Annotated in this window: 10 protein-coding genes; 9 read left to right on the top strand and 1 reads right to left on the bottom strand. The window is 47.2% G+C overall.

Features of this window, described 5'->3' with window-relative positions:
- Positions 1-309, bottom strand: a 309-nt coding sequence (locus tag VN447_RS16650) for a transposase (RefSeq protein ID WP_325526471.1), incomplete at its 3' end; no start/stop codon positions are given.
- A 200-nt stretch (positions 310-509) separates the two neighbouring features.
- On the opposite strand from VN447_RS16650, the gene VN447_RS16645 reads away from it, so the two are divergent.
- The 9 genes from VN447_RS16645 (at position 510) to VN447_RS16605 (ending at position 16,480) form a co-directional block, all read left to right on the top strand.
- The gene (locus tag VN447_RS16645; protein ID WP_325526470.1) at positions 510-1,994 is read left to right on the top strand and encodes an alkaline phosphatase; all 1,485 of its coding nucleotides are present in this window, start codon (positions 510-512) and stop codon (positions 1,992-1,994) included.
- A gap of 195 nt (positions 1,995-2,189) precedes the next feature.
- Positions 2,190-3,206 (top strand): YibE/F family protein, encoded by a 1,017-nt coding sequence (locus VN447_RS16640; RefSeq protein ID WP_325526469.1) that lies wholly within the window; start codon positions 2,190-2,192, stop codon positions 3,204-3,206.
- Between the two features lie 216 nt (positions 3,207-3,422).
- Positions 3,423-4,586, top strand: coding sequence for a glucose-1-phosphate adenylyltransferase (locus tag VN447_RS16635; protein ID WP_325526468.1), 1,164 nt, complete (start codon positions 3,423-3,425; stop codon positions 4,584-4,586).
- Between the two features lie 116 nt (positions 4,587-4,702).
- Positions 4,703-6,622 carry a 1,4-alpha-glucan branching protein GlgB gene (gene glgB, locus VN447_RS16630; RefSeq protein WP_325526467.1) on the top strand — a complete coding sequence of 640 codons (1,920 nt, stop codon included), beginning with the start codon at positions 4,703-4,705 and terminating at the stop codon, positions 6,620-6,622.
- Positions 6,623-6,652: 30 nt separating this feature from the next.
- Positions 6,653-7,855: a glucose-1-phosphate adenylyltransferase gene (locus VN447_RS16625; protein ID WP_325526466.1), complete on the top strand. Its 1,203-nt coding sequence runs from the start codon at positions 6,653-6,655 to the stop codon at positions 7,853-7,855.
- A gap of 44 nt (positions 7,856-7,899) precedes the next feature.
- A complete protein-coding gene (glgD, locus tag VN447_RS16620) occupies positions 7,900-9,018 on the top strand; it encodes a glucose-1-phosphate adenylyltransferase subunit GlgD (RefSeq protein ID WP_325526465.1) in 1,119 nt (372 codons plus the stop codon).
- Between the two features lies 1 nt (position 9,019).
- Positions 9,020-10,456 (top strand): glycogen synthase GlgA, encoded by a 1,437-nt coding sequence (glgA, locus tag VN447_RS16615; protein ID WP_325526464.1) that lies wholly within the window; start codon positions 9,020-9,022, stop codon positions 10,454-10,456.
- A gap of 54 nt (positions 10,457-10,510) precedes the next feature.
- Positions 10,511-12,952 carry a glycogen/starch/alpha-glucan phosphorylase gene (locus VN447_RS16610; RefSeq protein ID WP_325526463.1) on the top strand — a complete coding sequence of 814 codons (2,442 nt, stop codon included), beginning with the start codon at positions 10,511-10,513 and terminating at the stop codon, positions 12,950-12,952.
- A gap of 18 nt (positions 12,953-12,970) precedes the next feature.
- A complete protein-coding gene (locus VN447_RS16605) occupies positions 12,971-16,480 on the top strand; it encodes a bifunctional glycogen debranching protein GlgX/4-alpha-glucanotransferase (protein ID WP_325526462.1) in 3,510 nt (1,169 codons plus the stop codon).
- Positions 16,481-16,560: the final 80 nt, after the last annotated feature.

Genomic DNA, 16,560 nt, shown 5'->3' with positions numbered 1-16,560 from the left:
AAAATCGGGCTTCATTTTCTTTAAAAGCCAGATGACTTCAATATTGCGGGTTGCCTCATGTTCAAGCCTACGGGATGAACGAATTCGGTTAAGGTATCCATATAGATACAGCTTAAGTAGGTCTTTGGGATTATATGGAGGGCGTCCTATATTTGCGCAGATTGCTTTTTGAAATTTTAATTCCTTCATATCCAGTTGATCGACATATTCATCAATGATACGAACGGGGTTATCCTCGCAAATATAGTCATCAATGCTTTCTGGAAATAGGAAGGTTTGATTCCGATTTTCGCCCTGTATATAGCCCATATATCCACCTTCTAATTACTTGAATTATATCTATATTTTATCATATCTGTAATTTTATGTGAATATCGGGGCCGTTTTCACACAGTCTGCCGTCCCCTTGAGTCTGGGTTTTTTTAACAAATACTTAATACTAACTTAACTAAAAGTAGTTGCTTTCTAGATATAATGTACTTGTACACAATTTCAAAGGAGGGGACAGGGTGAATAAGAAAGCTAGATGGTTTGGCTTGTCTACTGTGGTTATTGCTTTAATTGCATTTATGATTGTATCTGCTTTTCCTCAGCAGCAGACAGCTACAGCCGGCGTTGACAATGGCTACGCTGGGAAAAAAGCGAAATATGTATTTTTCTTTATTGGTGATGGTTTGGCTATGCCCCAAATTAATGCTACCGAGATTTTTAAGGGTACTCTTGAAAGTGAAAACAAGATGCACAAAGGCAAACTTGGGTTTACGGTATTCCCAAATCAAGGTATGCAAACTACACATTCAAACAATACTTTCATAACTGAGTCGGCTGCAGCCGGAACAGCCCTTGCCACAGGACATAAGACGAATAACGACATCCTTGGCATGGATGCGTCTAAAACCAATAAATTTAAAAGTATGGCCGAGATGGCTAAAGAAAAAGGCATGAAAGTGGGTATCGTATCCAGCGTTTCCATTGACCATGCTACCCCGGGCGCCTTTTATGCCCACGAACCCACCCGCAAAAATTATTATGAAATCGGACTTTCCCTTGTTAACAGCGGTTTTGACTATTTCGCGGGCGGCGGGCTGCTTGCTCCTACAGGCGCGAAGAAAGATAAACCTAACGTATTAGATATTGCTAAGCAAAGTGGCTATAAAGTTGTTAACACCCAGGACGAAATCAATAATCTTAGCAAAAGAGACGGAAAAGTAATTGCGATTGCTCCCGAGCTTGCTGCTGAGGCAGCAATGCCGTATGATATTGACCGTGATCCCAGCCAGGTAACGCTGGCCGATTTCACTAGAAAAGGCATCGAACTTCTTGATAGCTCCCAAGGGTTCTTTATGATGGTAGAGGGCGGAAAAGTTGACTGGTCCAGCCATGCCAACGATGCAGCTACCACAGTACGTGATGTGATGGCTTTCGATTCCGCCATTAGTGAAGCCCTTAAGTTTTATGCGAAGCATCCTAATGAAACTTTGATCGTAGTTACCGGTGACCACGAAACCGGCGGTATGACGATTGGTTTTGCCGGTACAGAGTATGAAACCTTCTTCAGCAAGATTAATAAGCAAAACACTTCTTATGAAGAGTTTGATAAGCGGATTAAGGCGTATCGCGAGTCTACCAGTCCCGGAGATGCTAAGCTAAGCGATTGGCTGCCGATTCTTGAAGACAAGTTTGGTTTAACAGAACTGACTGAATATGACAAAACCCGACTGAGCAATGCTCTTGCCGCAAGCATGGTCGATCCTAAGAAACGGACTAAAGACCCACACGGATATTTGCTGTATGGTACCTATGAGCCGTTCAGTGTTACTGTTACCCATATACTTAATCAAAAAGCCGGTATTGGCTGGACTTCCTATGCTCACACTGGTGTCGCAGTCCCGGTTTTTGCCCAAGGTATTGGTGGCGAGTTATTCCAGGGTTACTATGATAATACCGATATCGCTAAGAAAATGATGAACATCATGGGTGTAAAGTATCAATAATACACCAAAATAGTACTTCCGAGTTAAAAAGGGCAGAGCGGAAACTGGTTTCCGCTCTGTTTATCCTTACATGAAAGGGTGCCAGCAATGTCATATTCCCGGAACGCAGATAAGATCTTCGTACTATTTATAACAATAATCTGCATCATCCTGTATTTTTTACCGACCGGGTTTCCGGTCCAAGACGACGGGTACATGCGAAGTAAGGCAAAGGTCATTGCTGTTGACAATAATGCGGTTCATCAGTACGGTGTTGTGAAGACGGGAATCCAGAGTGTGACGTTAGAAGTTGCAGAGGGCCCGTTTACTGGTCAACAAATAGAGACTACTAACCCTTTAATGGGTAAGTTGGAAATGGATAAGATTTTTCAACCGGGCGATATTGTTTTCACAGTAGTAAAGGGACAAAACGGACAGGTTGTGGCGGCTAATCTGATTGACCATTACCGTATTGATGTTGAAGTCATACTTTTCGTCTTATTTATGGTAGTGTTATTCTGGTATGCAAGATGGACAGGTTTGAAGGCAATCTTATCATTTGTCTTTACCATATTAATTTTATGGAAGGTGCTATGGCCGTTGTTTCTGAAAGGCTGGGACCCGATTATACTGTCCCTGCTTGTCACTTTTACAATTGTTGGCTGTGTTACCTTTCTCGTTACTGGGCTCAGCCGTACAGGGCTGGTCGCTTTTCTTGGCACCATCTGCGGAGCTATAACTGCGAGCTTATTGGCCATTTTATTTGGCAAACTGTTTAAGGTGCATGGTGCGGTGATACCTTTTGCGGAGACTTTACTGCATGTTGGTTTTAGCAATATAGACCTTACTAAAATATTTCTGGCAGGCATCTTCCTGGCCTCATCGGGCGCCATGATGGATGTTGCTGTTGATATTGCAGTATCAGTTGCTGAGCTTGTTGCCAAAAATCCATCAATCAGCCGGAAAGAAGCAATTGCATCCGGAATGAATGTTGGCCGGGCTGTTGTAGGTACAATGACGACAACGTTATTATTGGCGTATTCAGGATCATTTACCGCGCTTATGATGGTATTTATGGCTCAAGGTACGCCGGTAGTTAATATATTGAATTTAACCTATATCGCGGCAGAAGTACTGCACACGCTTGTCGGCAGCTTCGGCGTCGTGCTTGTAGCGCCATTTACGGCATGGCTGGCAGGCTGGCTGCTGCCTGGTCATGCAAAGTCTGCCTGAGCTGTTTCCCGCCTGCTTTTCACGCAATCATCCCCCCTTTAATAGTAAGTCTAAAAGCGCCTCTCTACATCATGTGGAAAGGCGCTTTTGACTTTGGCCAACATTATTAGCAGCTAAGATTATCATAAAAATATAATTTGGCAACAGTTCTAGAGAACTCCTTCCTTGCATAAGTTAGTTGTATCTGCTATCTGGTCTACTTTCAAGGAGGGACATATGGGGAATAAAGAATGGATTGCCATGGTGCTGGCTGGGGGGCAAGGTACTCGGTTGGGCGCGTTAACAAAAGGTCTGGCCAAGCCTGCTGTACCGTTTGGCGGTCAATACCGCATTATTGATTTTACTTTGAGTAATTGCCATAATTCCGGTATTGATACAGTGGGTATTATGACCCAGTATGAGCCACTCACGCTTCATGCCTATGTCGGTATTGGCAGCACCTGGGATCTTGACAGACGTGATGGCGGGGTGCATATCTTACCGCCATACGCCAGGGAGAAAGGCTGCGAGTGGTATAAGGGCACGGCTGATGCTGTTTTTCAAAACATAGAGTTCATTGACCATTTCGAGCCTTCCTATGTAGTCGTGTTGTCAGGCGACCATGTGTACAAGATGGATTATGCCGCGATGCTTGACTATCATAAGGTATGCCAGGCTGATGTAACTATTGGTGTTATTGAGGTACCGTGGAGTGAGGCCAACCGGTTTGGGATTATGGAAACAGCTGCCAGCGGGCGAATCACCGATTTTGCCGAAAAACCCCGTCAGCCTAAGAATAATCAGGCATCGATGGGTGTGTATATTTTTACCTGGAAAGTGTTAAAACAATATCTGTTGTATGACAACGCCAACAAACAGTCCAGTCATGATTTTGGTAAAGATATTATTCCGGACCTGTTAGCTGCAAGGCATCGCTTGTATGCCTACCGCTTTAGTGGTTATTGGAAGGATGTTGGTACAGTAGACAGCTACTGGGAGGCCAATATGGATTTATTAGGTGATGAGCCCAAAATAGAGTTAACGGGTGATGAGTGGCCTGTTTATTCGCCAAGCTTAAGCCTGCCGCCCCATTATCAAGGGGGTGAGGCCAAAGTTCGTTGTTCGTTAATTGCCGAAGGCTCGATTATCTTGGGAGAAGTGGAAAATTCGGTTATTTTTCCTGGTGTTTATATTGGATCTGGAGCCCGGGTTAAAGATACTGTCGTTATGTCTCAGGTCCGGATTGAGAGTGGCGTCGTCGTCAGTGGGGCAATTGTTACACAAAATACCGTATTGAGTAAAGATGCTTTGGGTGGTGAGACGAGCGGCCTTATTGAGGTGGCTGCCAGCCGTCAGTCAGAAGCCGGCGAAGCCCAGAAACAGGTCAGCCTGGCTGGTTAATTTTTTTTAACATAGGAAAATCACCATTATCTAACAGGAATTTTCCATGCCGACAGCGAACATTACAGTACAATATTACCATCATTTTACAATTATTGAATAAAGGATGGAGTTTAATGAGTAAGGCTTGGATGACAGATCAAGAGCTATATTTGTTCCATGAAGGCAGCAATTACCGCAGTTATACTATGCTTGGAGCACATGTGGCGAACGAAGCCGGCCTATCAGGCGTACGATTTGCCGTATGGGCGCCCAATGCGCAGCGTGTAGGGATTATTGGGGATTTTAACAACTGGGATGGCAGCAGCCATACCATGGAAAAAATGAGCACTTGTGGCATTTGGGGGTTGTTCATTCCCGGGCTTAAGGCTGGTGACATCTATAAGTATGAAATTGTCACCTCCTTGGGTGAGACGCTGCATAAAGCCGACCCCTATGCCTTTACGGCTGAGCTCAGGCCTAAGACGGCGTCAAAAGTGGCTTGCATGGATGGGTACGTTTGGCAGGATGCCAAGTGGCGCGAAGCGAAGGCCAAGCAGTCTGCTTATGACCAGCCTATGAATATTTATGAGGTTGATTTAGGCTCCTGGAAACTAGGTGGTGACAGGCAGCGACTGTCTTACCGGGAGCTTGCGCCTGATTTAGCCGAATATGCAGCCAGTATGGGTTATACCCATATTGAACTGCTGCCGGTGGCCGAGCATCCCTTTGATGGCTCTTGGGGCTATCAGGCCACAGGCTATTACGCAGCGACCAGCCGTTACGGCTCGCCTGAGGATTTTATGTACTTTGTTGATTACTGTCACCAGAAGGGAATTGGCGTTATTTTAGACTGGGTGCCTGGCCATTTCTGTAAAGATGCTCATGGTCTGGCCCGTTTTGACGGTACCACGCTGTACGAATACGCTGATTCATGCCGTAGTGAAAACCGCGGCTGGGGGACGCTTAACTTTGATCTTGGCCGGCCTGAAGCCATGAGTTTTCTCATCTCCAACGCCGTATTTTGGATGGATGTTTATCATATTGACGGCCTCAGAATTGACGCTGTCGCGAATATACTATACTTGAATTATGGACGGGAAGAAGGCGACTGGGCGCCTAACTGTCACGGTGGGACCGAGAACCTTGAGGGCATCCACTTCCTGCGGCGGCTAAATGAGGCCATTTTCGCCAGCTACCCGCAAGCCTTGGTGATTGCCGAAGATTCGACCGCGTGGCCGCTGGTGACTCATCCTACCTCTGTAGGCGGTCTGGGCTTTAATTTTAAATGGAATATGGGTTGGATGAACGATATGCTTCGCTATATGGAGCTTGAACCTATACACCGTCAGCATCATCATAAACTAGTGACTTTTTCCTTTATGTATGCTTTTTCGGAAAACTTTGTCCTGCCTTTGTCGCATGATGAGGTAGTCCATGGCAAACGATCATTATTAGATAAGATGCCTGGTGACTATTGGCAAAAATTTGCCAATCTCCGTGCATTTTATGCCTACATGATGGCTCATCCTGGCAAGAAACTGCTCTTTATGGGCGGTGAATTTGGCCAGTTCATCGAGTGGCAGTATCAGGACAGTCTGGATTGGCACTTGCTAGACTATGACATGCACTCTAAGCTGCACGGCTATGTCCGGGACCTTAACCACTTCTATCTGGATAATCCGGCCATGTGGCAAAATGACCATGATTGGAATGGTTTTTCCTGGATTGATTGTGCGGACTACCGTCAGAGTGTACTTGTTTTCAAGCGCCAAGGCAAAAAGGCCAATGATTATATGATCGTGGTGATAAACTTTACCCCGGTTGTCCGGCACGGCTACAAGATCGGTGTGCCGGAAGCCGATTATTACCTTGAGGTATTTAATAGTGATAATTCGGTCTTCGGTGGAACCGGGCAGGGTAACCCAGGTGACCTGAAGCCGGAAACTGTACCATGGCAGAATCAGCCTAATTCGCTTGTCATTACGCTGCCGCCTTTGGCTGCGGTGTATTTAAAACCTGTTGTTCTAAACGAAAAATTCATAGCAGAAGGTTAAACAGGATTACTATAGGGAGAGGGGAACACTTTGCGAAAGAAAAAATGTGTAGCCATGATTTTAGCCGGAGGCCAGGGAAGTAGACTGGGGGTGCTGACTAAAAAGATCGCAAAGCCCGCTGTACCGTTCGGCGGCAAATACCGCATTATTGATTTTCCTCTGAGTAACTGTTATAACTCAGATATTGATACGGTTGGTGTGCTTACCCAGTATCAGCCGTTAGCCCTTCATTCGTATATTGGTATCGGCAGCGCCTGGGATCTTGACCGGAGGAACGGCGGCGTCTATGTACTGCCGCCCTATGTCCGGGAAAAAGGTGGCGAATGGTACAAAGGCACAGCTGACGCCATTTATCAGAATATCAATTTTATTGAAATGTTTGATCCTGAGTTTGTGCTAGTGCTGTCCGGTGATCATATTTATAAAATGGATTACTCGCTCATGCTTGACTATCATAAGAGCAAGCAGGCTGACGCCACCATAGCTGTTATTGAAGTGCCGTGGGAGGAAGCCAGCCGTTTCGGCATTATGAATACGGCAGAAGATGACCGGATTACCGAGTTTGATGAAAAACCCAAGAATCCTAAAAATAACCTGGCGTCTATGGGTGTATATGTATTTAGCTGGTCGGCACTGAGAGCCTATTTAACGGCAGATGCGGTCGACGATACATCCAGCCATGACTTTGGCAAAAATGTCATTCCCCAAATGCTTGCCGGCAGCGAGCGTTTATATGCCTACCGGTTTAATGGCTATTGGAAAGATGTTGGTACTGTGGAGAGCTACTGGGAGGCCAATATGGATCTTCTGGGCGACGAGCCGGCGCTTGATTTGTATGACCCCAATTGGCGAATCTATTCAGTGAGCCCTACACAGCCGCCCCATTTTGTGGGGGAAGGGGCGAGAGTTGTCTGCTCGATGATTACCGAGGGTTGTAAGGTGTTCGGCGAGGTGGAAAACTCTGTTTTATTTCCGGGTGTAACTATAGGTGCAGGCGCTAAAGTCAAAGATTCAATTATTATGCCGTATGCCTCAATCGGCGCTAACAGTATTATTGTTAGAGCCATTCTTGGCCGGAAATCAGTTGTCGAGGCCGGTGCGCAGATTGGGGTTGAAGCTGCGTCAGAGGAGGAAGTCAGCCGGTGGTTTTCGGGTATCACTTTAATCGGCGACAACTTGACCATTAACAGCGAAACGAGAATCAAACGCAATGCCTTGCTTGCCCGTGTGTAACATTTTTGCGGCAAAGCAGCACAACAAGAGGAGGAGGAAGTTTATTGAAGACGATCATGGGTCTTATCAATTTACATGAAAGCGATGACTTGCTCCGGGAGATAGCCAGACACCGGCCGCTGGCGGCCGTTCCTTTTGCTGGCCGTTATCGCCTGATTGATTTCATTTTGTCTAATCTAATTAATTCAGGTATTACCAATGTAGGAATCTTATCTGCCGGTAATTCCCGCTCACTGATGGATCATATCCGCTCAGGCAAAGAGTGGGATTTAGCCCGAAAGAAGGATGGTCTATTCATATTGCCCTCGCTGCAGACCAGCAATGTGCAGGGGGCATTTCCTAACGATTTAGCTGACTTTTTCAATAATCTTGACTATATTAGAAGCAGCCGCCAGCGCTATGTCCTGCTGGCAGGCAGCCGAATGGTCTGTAATATTAATTTTGAGGCCGTGCATCGGTTTCATATTGAGAAAAAAGCCGATATTACTGTATTGTATAAGGAATATGGCGAAAATACAGGACGGTTTGCCAATGCGACCATGGTGGAAACAGATGATAACGGCCGGATTATTGATATGGAGATATGTCCGGTTAACGCGCGCAGTAAGAAGATGTCGCTGGAAATGTATCTAATCGACCGCCAACTACTTGTTGACTTAGTTGATGCCAGTATGTCCCGGGGAGGGACTAACGTAGCCCGCGACTGCTTTATTAAAAACTTAGAAACTCTTAAGATGTACGGTTATCCCTTTAACGGATACTTAGCCCGTGTCAGTTCGGTGCAGAGCTATTTTGAGCATAGCCGAGAACTGCTAAACCCTGAGGTATGGCAGGAACTCTTTTTTGCCAACGGCTCAATCTATACCAAGGTTAAAGATGAAGCCCCGGCTAAATATCAGCAGGATGCTGTAGTTCAACGCTCACTAGTGGCCAATGGTTCTGTCGTAGCGGGGAAAGTCGAAAACAGTATTCTGTTTCGAGGTGTCAAGGTGCATAAAGGAGCCCGGATTATTAATAGCATTATTATGCAAAAAGGCGAGATCGGGCCAGGCGCGGTGTTAGAAAATGTTATATGTGATAAAGATGTAAAAATTACAGCTGGTAAAAAGCTCAAGGGAGAGCTAAATCACCCAATTGTAATTGAAAAAGGGACAGTGGTTTAATATGCTGAAAGTTTTATTTGTAGCATCAGAAGCGGCACCTTTTGCCAAAACAGGTGGTCTTGGCGATGTGATTGGGTCACTACCCAAAGAACTTAAAAACCAGGGGATTGATGTCCGCGTCATTATGCCTAAATATAGTTCAATTCCTCCGGAATTTGCTAATAAGATGACCCAAATAGCATCACTTACAGTGCCTGTTGGCTGGCGCAGGCAGTACTGCGGGCTGTATGAGCTTGAATATCAGGGGCTTACTTGGTATTTTACTGATAATGAGTACTACTTTAAGCGCGGTAATCTATATGGTTATTATGATGAAGCAGAACGGTTTGCCTACTTTTGCCGGGCCACCCTGAAAGCGCTGCCTCAACTTGGTTTTATGCCTGATATTATTCACTGTCATGACTGGCAGACAGGACCGCTATCTGCCATGCTTAGGCAGCAGTATCTTGTGAGGAACGAATATTCAGGTATTAAGACAGTGTTTACTATCCATAACCTGATGTATCAGGGTATCTTTCCCGGTGACATTTTGGGCGATCTCTTAGGGCTTCCGCCCAGTGTATTTACGGAAGAAGGTCTGGAATTTTACGGTCAGGTAAATTTCCTCAAAGGAGGCCTGGCTTTTAGTGATTGTATTACGACTGTTAGTAAGTCTTATGTACAGGAGATCCAGCAGCCTTATTTTGGTGAAAAGCTTGACGGGTTCTTAGTCAAGCGCAAGTCTGACCTGTATGGCATAGTTAATGGGATTGATTATGATGTATATAATCCGGCGGCGGACACTGAAGTGCATGCTAATTATACTTGGCGTGGTACGACAAAACGTCTTGAGAATAAACTTAAGCTGCAGGCTGAGCTAGGGTTACCTGTTGGTAAGCAGACGCCGGTGCTCGGCATTGTATCACGGCTGGTCAATTCCAAGGGCCTTGATCTTATTGCTCATATTATGGAAGAGCTCTTAAGCCTTGATGTCCAGCTAGTGATACTGGGAACAGGCGAGGAGCGCTTTGAACAGATGTTTACTGATGCAGCGCGCCGGTATCCCCAGAAAGTATCAGCCAATATCACGTTCTCCGACCGTTTGGCACATAGAATTTACGCCGGTTCTGATCTTTTCCTCATGCCGTCCCGGTTTGAGCCCTGTGGTATCGGCCAATTGATTGCGCTCAGGTATGGCAGTATTCCAATTGTACGCCAGGTCGGCGGTCTGAAGGATACGATTACGCAATTTAATCCTGAAACCGGTGAAGGCAACGGATTTTCTTTTATCAATTACAATGCGCATGAGATGCTTAGTGTGATTGAAGAGGCTTTGACTCTGTACAAAGACCGGACGCAGTGGGCCAAGTTAATCAAGAACGCCATGCGCTCTGACCACAGCTGGCAGCGTTCAGCGTCAGAGTACCGGGCACTCTACGAGAAATTGGCGATACATTAAATACCAGGACGGGGACTGTTCTTGAAATGTCTATAGTGGGTGAGGGGGATAGTTATGTTTAAATCTAAAGAAAAATTCAAAGAAGCCTTTATTGACAAACTGCAGACCCTGTTCGGCCAAAGCCTGGATGAATCATCAATGACCGATAAATATGTGGCCTTCAGCACCTTGATCCGTGAGATTATTAGCAAGCGCTGGTATCAGTCCAACACGCAGTACCGCGCAACGAAAGAAAAACAGGTATATTACTTCTCTATGGAATTCTTGCTGGGGCGGCTCTTAGGCAGTAATCTGTTTAACCTGGGGTTGACTGAACTATGCGGACAAGGCCTTAAAGAGCTGGGCATTAATCTAAATGAACTTGAGGCCGTGGAGCATGATGCAGGTCTGGGTAATGGCGGACTCGGCCGTTTGGCTGCCTGTTTCCTTGATTCGATGGCTTCACTGCAACTGCCAGGCCATGGCTGCGGCATTCGTTATCGCCATGGTATGTTTGAGCAAAAAATTGTAGATGGCTATCAGATCGAGCTGCCTGATAACTGGCTCAAGGACGGCTATGTTTGGGAGATGCGTAAGGCTGACCGGGCAGTTACCGTAAAATTTGGCGGTCACGTCCGACTGGAGGAACAAGACGGGCGGCTTGTAGCCATTCACGAAAACTATGAACCGGTGTTGGCTGTCCCCTATGATGTTCCAGTTGTCGGCGCTAACTGCAATACTGTGAATACGCTCAGGTTATGGAGTGCGGAGACCAATCATTTTGATTTTTCCTCATTTAGCAAAGGTGACTTTTTAAAAGCGGTTGAGCAGAAGTATTCTCTGGAAGCGACTTCGCAAATCCTGTACCCTGATGATAATTACCCGGAAGGCAAAACACTCCGGCTCAAGCAGCAATATTTCTTTGTATCAGCCGGATTGCAGAGCATTCTCCGGCGGTATAAACGGACACATGGTGCGACCCCTGCCGACTTAGCTAAAATCCACGCAAAAATTGCGATACATATTAATGACACCCATCCGGCGTTAGCTGTTCCTGAACTGATGCGGATTCTGATGGACGAAGAGGGCCTCGGTTGGGACGAAGCCTGGAACACCACCAGGAAGACCATCTCCTATACAAATCATACTATCTTGCCTGAGGCGCTGGAAAAGTGGCCGGTTGATTTAGTTAAGGCGTTGTTGCCGCGCATGTATATGATTATCCACGAAATCAACGAACGGTTTTGTGCCGCTCTCTGGAAAAAATACCCCAATCAATGGGAGCGTATCCGGGAGATGGCCATTATTGGCGACTGCTATGTCCGGATGGCCAATCTGGCTGTGGTTGGCAGTCATAGTGTCAACGGTGTGGCCGAAGTGCACAGTGAGATATTGAAAAAAGAGGTTATGGCCAATTTTCACCAATTTTACCCGCACCGCTTTAATAATAAGACGAACGGTGTGACCCACCGGCGATGGCTGGCCAAAGCCAACCCCGATCTGGCAGCTTTGATTACCGAAACTATTGGGTCAAGTTGGTTGGCACACCCAAATGAACTGGCCAACCTACACCGCTATGCGCATGATCCAGGCTTCCAAGCAAATATAAAGGCTGTCAAACAGGCGAATAAGGAGCGGTTGGCTGCTTATATTAAGGATAAAATGGATATAGCGGTTGACGTTAATTCTATCTTTGATGTTCAGGTAAAACGCATTCACGCCTATAAACGTCAGACGCTGAATGCGCTGCATATCCTGGATCTATATAATCGCCTTAAGGCTGATCCTAACCTCGATATTGAACCACGCACCTTTATTTTTGGCGGTAAATCGGCTACCGGCTATTATCTGGCCAAACGCATTATTAAATTTATTAACACCTTAGCCCATGTAATTAACAATGACCGGGCTATTGGCGGCAAGATCAAGGTGGCTTTTCTGGAAAACTACAGCGTTTCGCTGGCTGAACTTATTATGCCGGCCGCAGATGTCAGTGAGCAGATATCGACAGCCAGCCGTGAGGCATCAGGTACCGGTAATATGAAGTTTATGATGAACGGTGCTGTTACCATTGGCACTCTTGATGGGGCTAACATTGAGATTCGGGATGAGGTTGGCGATGACAATATCGTTATCTTTGGTCTGACGGCCGATGAAGTGCTTAGCTATTACAAACATGGCGGGTATAATGCGCTGGATATATACCATGGCAATCCACGGGTAAGAATGGTCGTTGACCAGCTGATGAACGGCTTTTTGCCTGTTAGCCCTGACGAGTTTGACAGCATTCACCACTCGCTGCTGCGTACCAATGACGAGTATTTTGTCTTAAAGGACTTTGAGGGGTATGCCGCTGCCCAGGAAAGAGTAAGCTGTCTGTACCGGGACCAAAGCCGCTGGCAGGCCATGGCCATCAACAATATTGCTTTTTCCGGCCGATTTGCCAGTGATCGTACAGTATCTGAATATGCCATTGGCATTTGGGGGATTAAGCCGGTAATCATTCGGGAAAGTTAATACTGGAGGTGGATCGGCATGAATCAATATTGGATACTGCACGACTCCCACAATGTGGATTTTCGCAGCCCCTTTGGGGCTGTTTCTTGTCATACTGAGGTAACCTTAAGACTACTTATTGCCACACCCCAGCACTATCGTGTGCCGCCAGTTGAGGCGGTCGTCCTCCGGCAGTGGCAGGACGGAATTGGCGAGACCATAACCGATATGCGTCTTGTCCAGGAGCAGGGCGGCCAGCATCTCTATCAAGCTGTGATTACCGCTCCTGAAATGCCAGGGGTTATTTGGTACTATTTTATTGTTAGACAGGGCGGTCAAACTTTCTATTACGGCAACAACGCTGAAGAGACTGGCGGTGTGGGGCGTATTCTTGATTACCCGCCACCGTCCTATCAAATCAGCACCTATAGTCCGGGGGCGGTTACGCCGCAGTGGTTTAAGCATGCCATCGTCTATCAAATTTTTGTTGACCGGTTTCATAACGGTTTGCCTGAAGCGAAAATTTTGAATCCCCGTCCTAGCAGCCTGATGCATGCCGACTGGCAGGATACTCCCGTCTATACCCGGGATATGGATACAGGAGCTATCTTGGCGTACGACTTCTTTGGCGGCAACCTGGCCGGTGTTATTGCTAAGCTGTCTTACCTTGAGGAGCTTGGGATAACAGCCATTTATTTTAATCCGGTGTTTGCGTCACCCTCTAACCATAAGTATGACACGGCAGACTACAAGACAATTGACCCGATGTTCGGCGATAATGAACTGTTTGCCGAATTGTGCGCCAAGGCCAAGGAGCGTGGCATTGCCGTTATCCTTGATGGGGTGTTTAGTCACACCGGCAGTGACAGTATCTATTTTAACCAGGACAATACCTATGACAGTGTGGGGGCCTGTCAATCCCAAGAATCTCCCTACTACTCCTGGTACAAATTTACCGACTATCCGGATAAATATGAATCGTGGTGGGGCATTGGCACCTTGCCTAATGTCAATGAAACCGATCCCTCCTACCAAAGCTTCATTATTGACGGAACAGACAGTGTTCTTAAACAGTGGCTCAAGCTGGGGGTTAAAGGCTGGCGGCTGGACGTAGCTGATGAACTACCTGAAGATTTTTTAAAAAAGTTTTATAAGACGATGAAAGCGGCTGACCCTGACGCTGTTTTGATTGGCGAAGTGTGGGAAGATGCGTCACATAAAGTTGCCTATGGTTATCTCCGCCAGTATTTTAACGGCACTGAGCTGGACTCTGTGATGAATTACCCGTTCAGAAAGCTTGTCCTTGACTTTATGCTGGGCTGGCGCGATGCTCAGGCGGTACACCGCGACCTATTCAGCCTGTACGAAAATTACCCGAAAGAAAACTTCTATGCCAACCTAAATATTATTGGCAGCCATGATGTGCCGCGTATTTTGACGCTGTTAGGCGAAGCGCCGCCTGAAGGCTCGCAAAGTAAACTTGCCGCCTTTAAGCACAAGCTTTCGCCTGAACAGCGGACACTGGCGTTTGCGCGGCTCAAGCTTGTTGTGCTGTGGCAGATGACTTTCCCAGGGGCTCCCTGTATTTACTATGGTGATGAGGCTGGTGTCGAAGGCTACAGTGACCCCTTAAATCGCCGGACCTACCCCTGGGGGCGGGAAGAGCATGGTCTGCTGGCCTGGTGTAAGCAGCTCACTGGTTTGCGCCGGCAATATCCGGTGCTGAGAACTGGAGAATGGCTGCCGTTAATGGCTGTTGGCGATGTGTACGGCTATGTACGCCGCAGCCGGGGCGGCAAGGACGTATTTGGTGACCTTGCCGCAGATAATACAGCAGTTGTTATTTTTAATCGCAGCACTGAGACCCAAGCCGGCATCAGCATTGACGTTAATACCTGGTTTGCAGATCAGGACTATGTAACTGATGTTCTTACCGGTGAAACAGTGAGGCTGCCTAACCAGGGGCAGTTGGAAATGACGCTGCCGCCACTCGTAGGCAGGCTGCTCATCGCGCAACTGAATCCAACCGAAAATGAAAAGGCGCGATCAAGTGGCGTGCTGTTGCACCCGACTTCGTTGCCGTCGCCGTTTGGGATTGGCGACTTAGGGCATGAAGCGTACAGGTTTATTGACTTTCTTGCCGAAGCTGGTCAGCAATTGTGGCAGTTTCTTCCCTTAAATCCAGTCGGGTTTGGTGAGTCGCCTTACCAGTGCCTGTCCGCCTTTGCTGGCAATCCGCTGCTCATTTCCCCCGAAAAGCTGGTAGCAGGCGGCTTGTTGACAGTAGATGAGCTGCCATTCACAGCTTTTATCAATCAAGATAATCATGGTATTGACTTTCCCCGGGTAAAGCTGTGGAAGGAAAAAATCTGCCGGCTGGCATTTGATCGCTTCAGACACCAGGCGAAGACCGAAACGTATAAGGTCTTTCTTGAAGAAACAGCAGGCTGGCTGCAAGACTACACACTGTTTGTTGCCCTTAAAAAACATTTCCGGGGCTCAGCCTGGAACGAGTGGGATACCGACATCAGATGGCGTGAACCGGAAGCTCTGGATTATTACCGGCAGGCGCTTGATGAAGAGATTGAGTACCAAACATTTTTACAATTTGTCTTTTGGCAGCAGTGGCAGGAACTCAAAACATACGCTAACAGACGAGGAATACGCCTCTTTGGTGATTTGCCGCTGTTTGTCGCTCATGACAGTGCCGATGTTTGGGCCAATCCTCAGTTATTTGAACTGGATGCAACTGGCGGTCCCAGCAAGGTGGCTGGCGTACCTCCCGATTATTTCAGTAACACCGGGCAGCTTTGGGGCAACCCGCTTTATAAGTGGGGCGAGATGGAGAAAGATGATTACCGCTGGTGGCGGTATCGCCTGGAAGTGCTGCTCAAGTTTGTTGATGTTATTCGAATTGATCATTTTCGGGGGTTTGAGGCTTATTGGGAGATCCCCGCCGGTGAATTAACAGCAGTTAATGGGCGCTGGGTAGCTGGGCCGGGGCCTAAGTTTTTCGCCGTGTTGGAGAAACACCTGGGCAAACTGCCACTCGTAGCCGAGGATTTGGGGGTTATCACCCCTGGAGTCAACAGACTTAAACACCGGTTTGGCTATCCAGGGATGAAAGTGCTGCCATTTAGCTTTGGCGATGGCTGGTCAGCGCCGGACTTTCCTCATAATACCGGCTATAACACCATTGCCTATACCGGCACTCATGATAATGATACGCTGCTTAGCTGGTATCAAAAACTTGCCGGCACTGAATCCCATTTACAGCGAATCGTGCTGAAACATTTGGAACGGCTGGACTTAGGCAGTGATATGAGTGATGCCGGTGTGTGCGAACAACTCATCAGGCTGACCTACCTCAGCGAGGCCAACACGGTTGTTATTCCGCTGCAGGATGTACTTGGTCTGGATGGCCGGGCGCGTATGAATACCCCTGGCACAGTGGGGGGGAACTGGAGCTGGCGGCTGGTGCCCGGGCAGCTCACGGCCGAGGTGGCCGGCCGGCTGGCCGGCTGGACTAAGGTTAGCGGGCGGGGATAAGAAGCTTTGCGATATCGAAAATTCGCGATAAGTAATGGTGATACTTATCGCGAATTCTTTTCTTTTAATATAATTTTCTA

The organism is Sporomusa sp. (assembly GCF_035561155.1).
GTDB lineage: Bacteria > Bacillota > Negativicutes > Sporomusales > Sporomusaceae > Sporomusa.
The sequence above is the reverse complement of the archived record's forward strand: the minus strand, read 5'-3'. Positions and strand labels throughout refer to the sequence as shown.

Coding starts and splice junctions, on each gene's coding strand:
- VN447_RS16640 (WP_325526469.1), top strand. CDS start 2,190: ATGCGAAGTAAGGCAAAGGTCATTGCTGTTGACAATAATGCGGTTCAT.
- VN447_RS16635 (WP_325526468.1), top strand. CDS start 3,423: ATGGGGAATAAAGAATGGATTGCCATGGTGCTGGCTGGGGGGCAAGGT.
- glgB (WP_325526467.1), top strand. CDS start 4,703: ATGAGTAAGGCTTGGATGACAGATCAAGAGCTATATTTGTTCCATGAA.
- glgA (WP_325526464.1), top strand. CDS start 9,020: ATGCTGAAAGTTTTATTTGTAGCATCAGAAGCGGCACCTTTTGCCAAA.
- VN447_RS16610 (WP_325526463.1), top strand. CDS start 10,511: ATGTTTAAATCTAAAGAAAAATTCAAAGAAGCCTTTATTGACAAACTG.
- VN447_RS16605 (WP_325526462.1), top strand. CDS start 12,971: ATGAATCAATATTGGATACTGCACGACTCCCACAATGTGGATTTTCGC.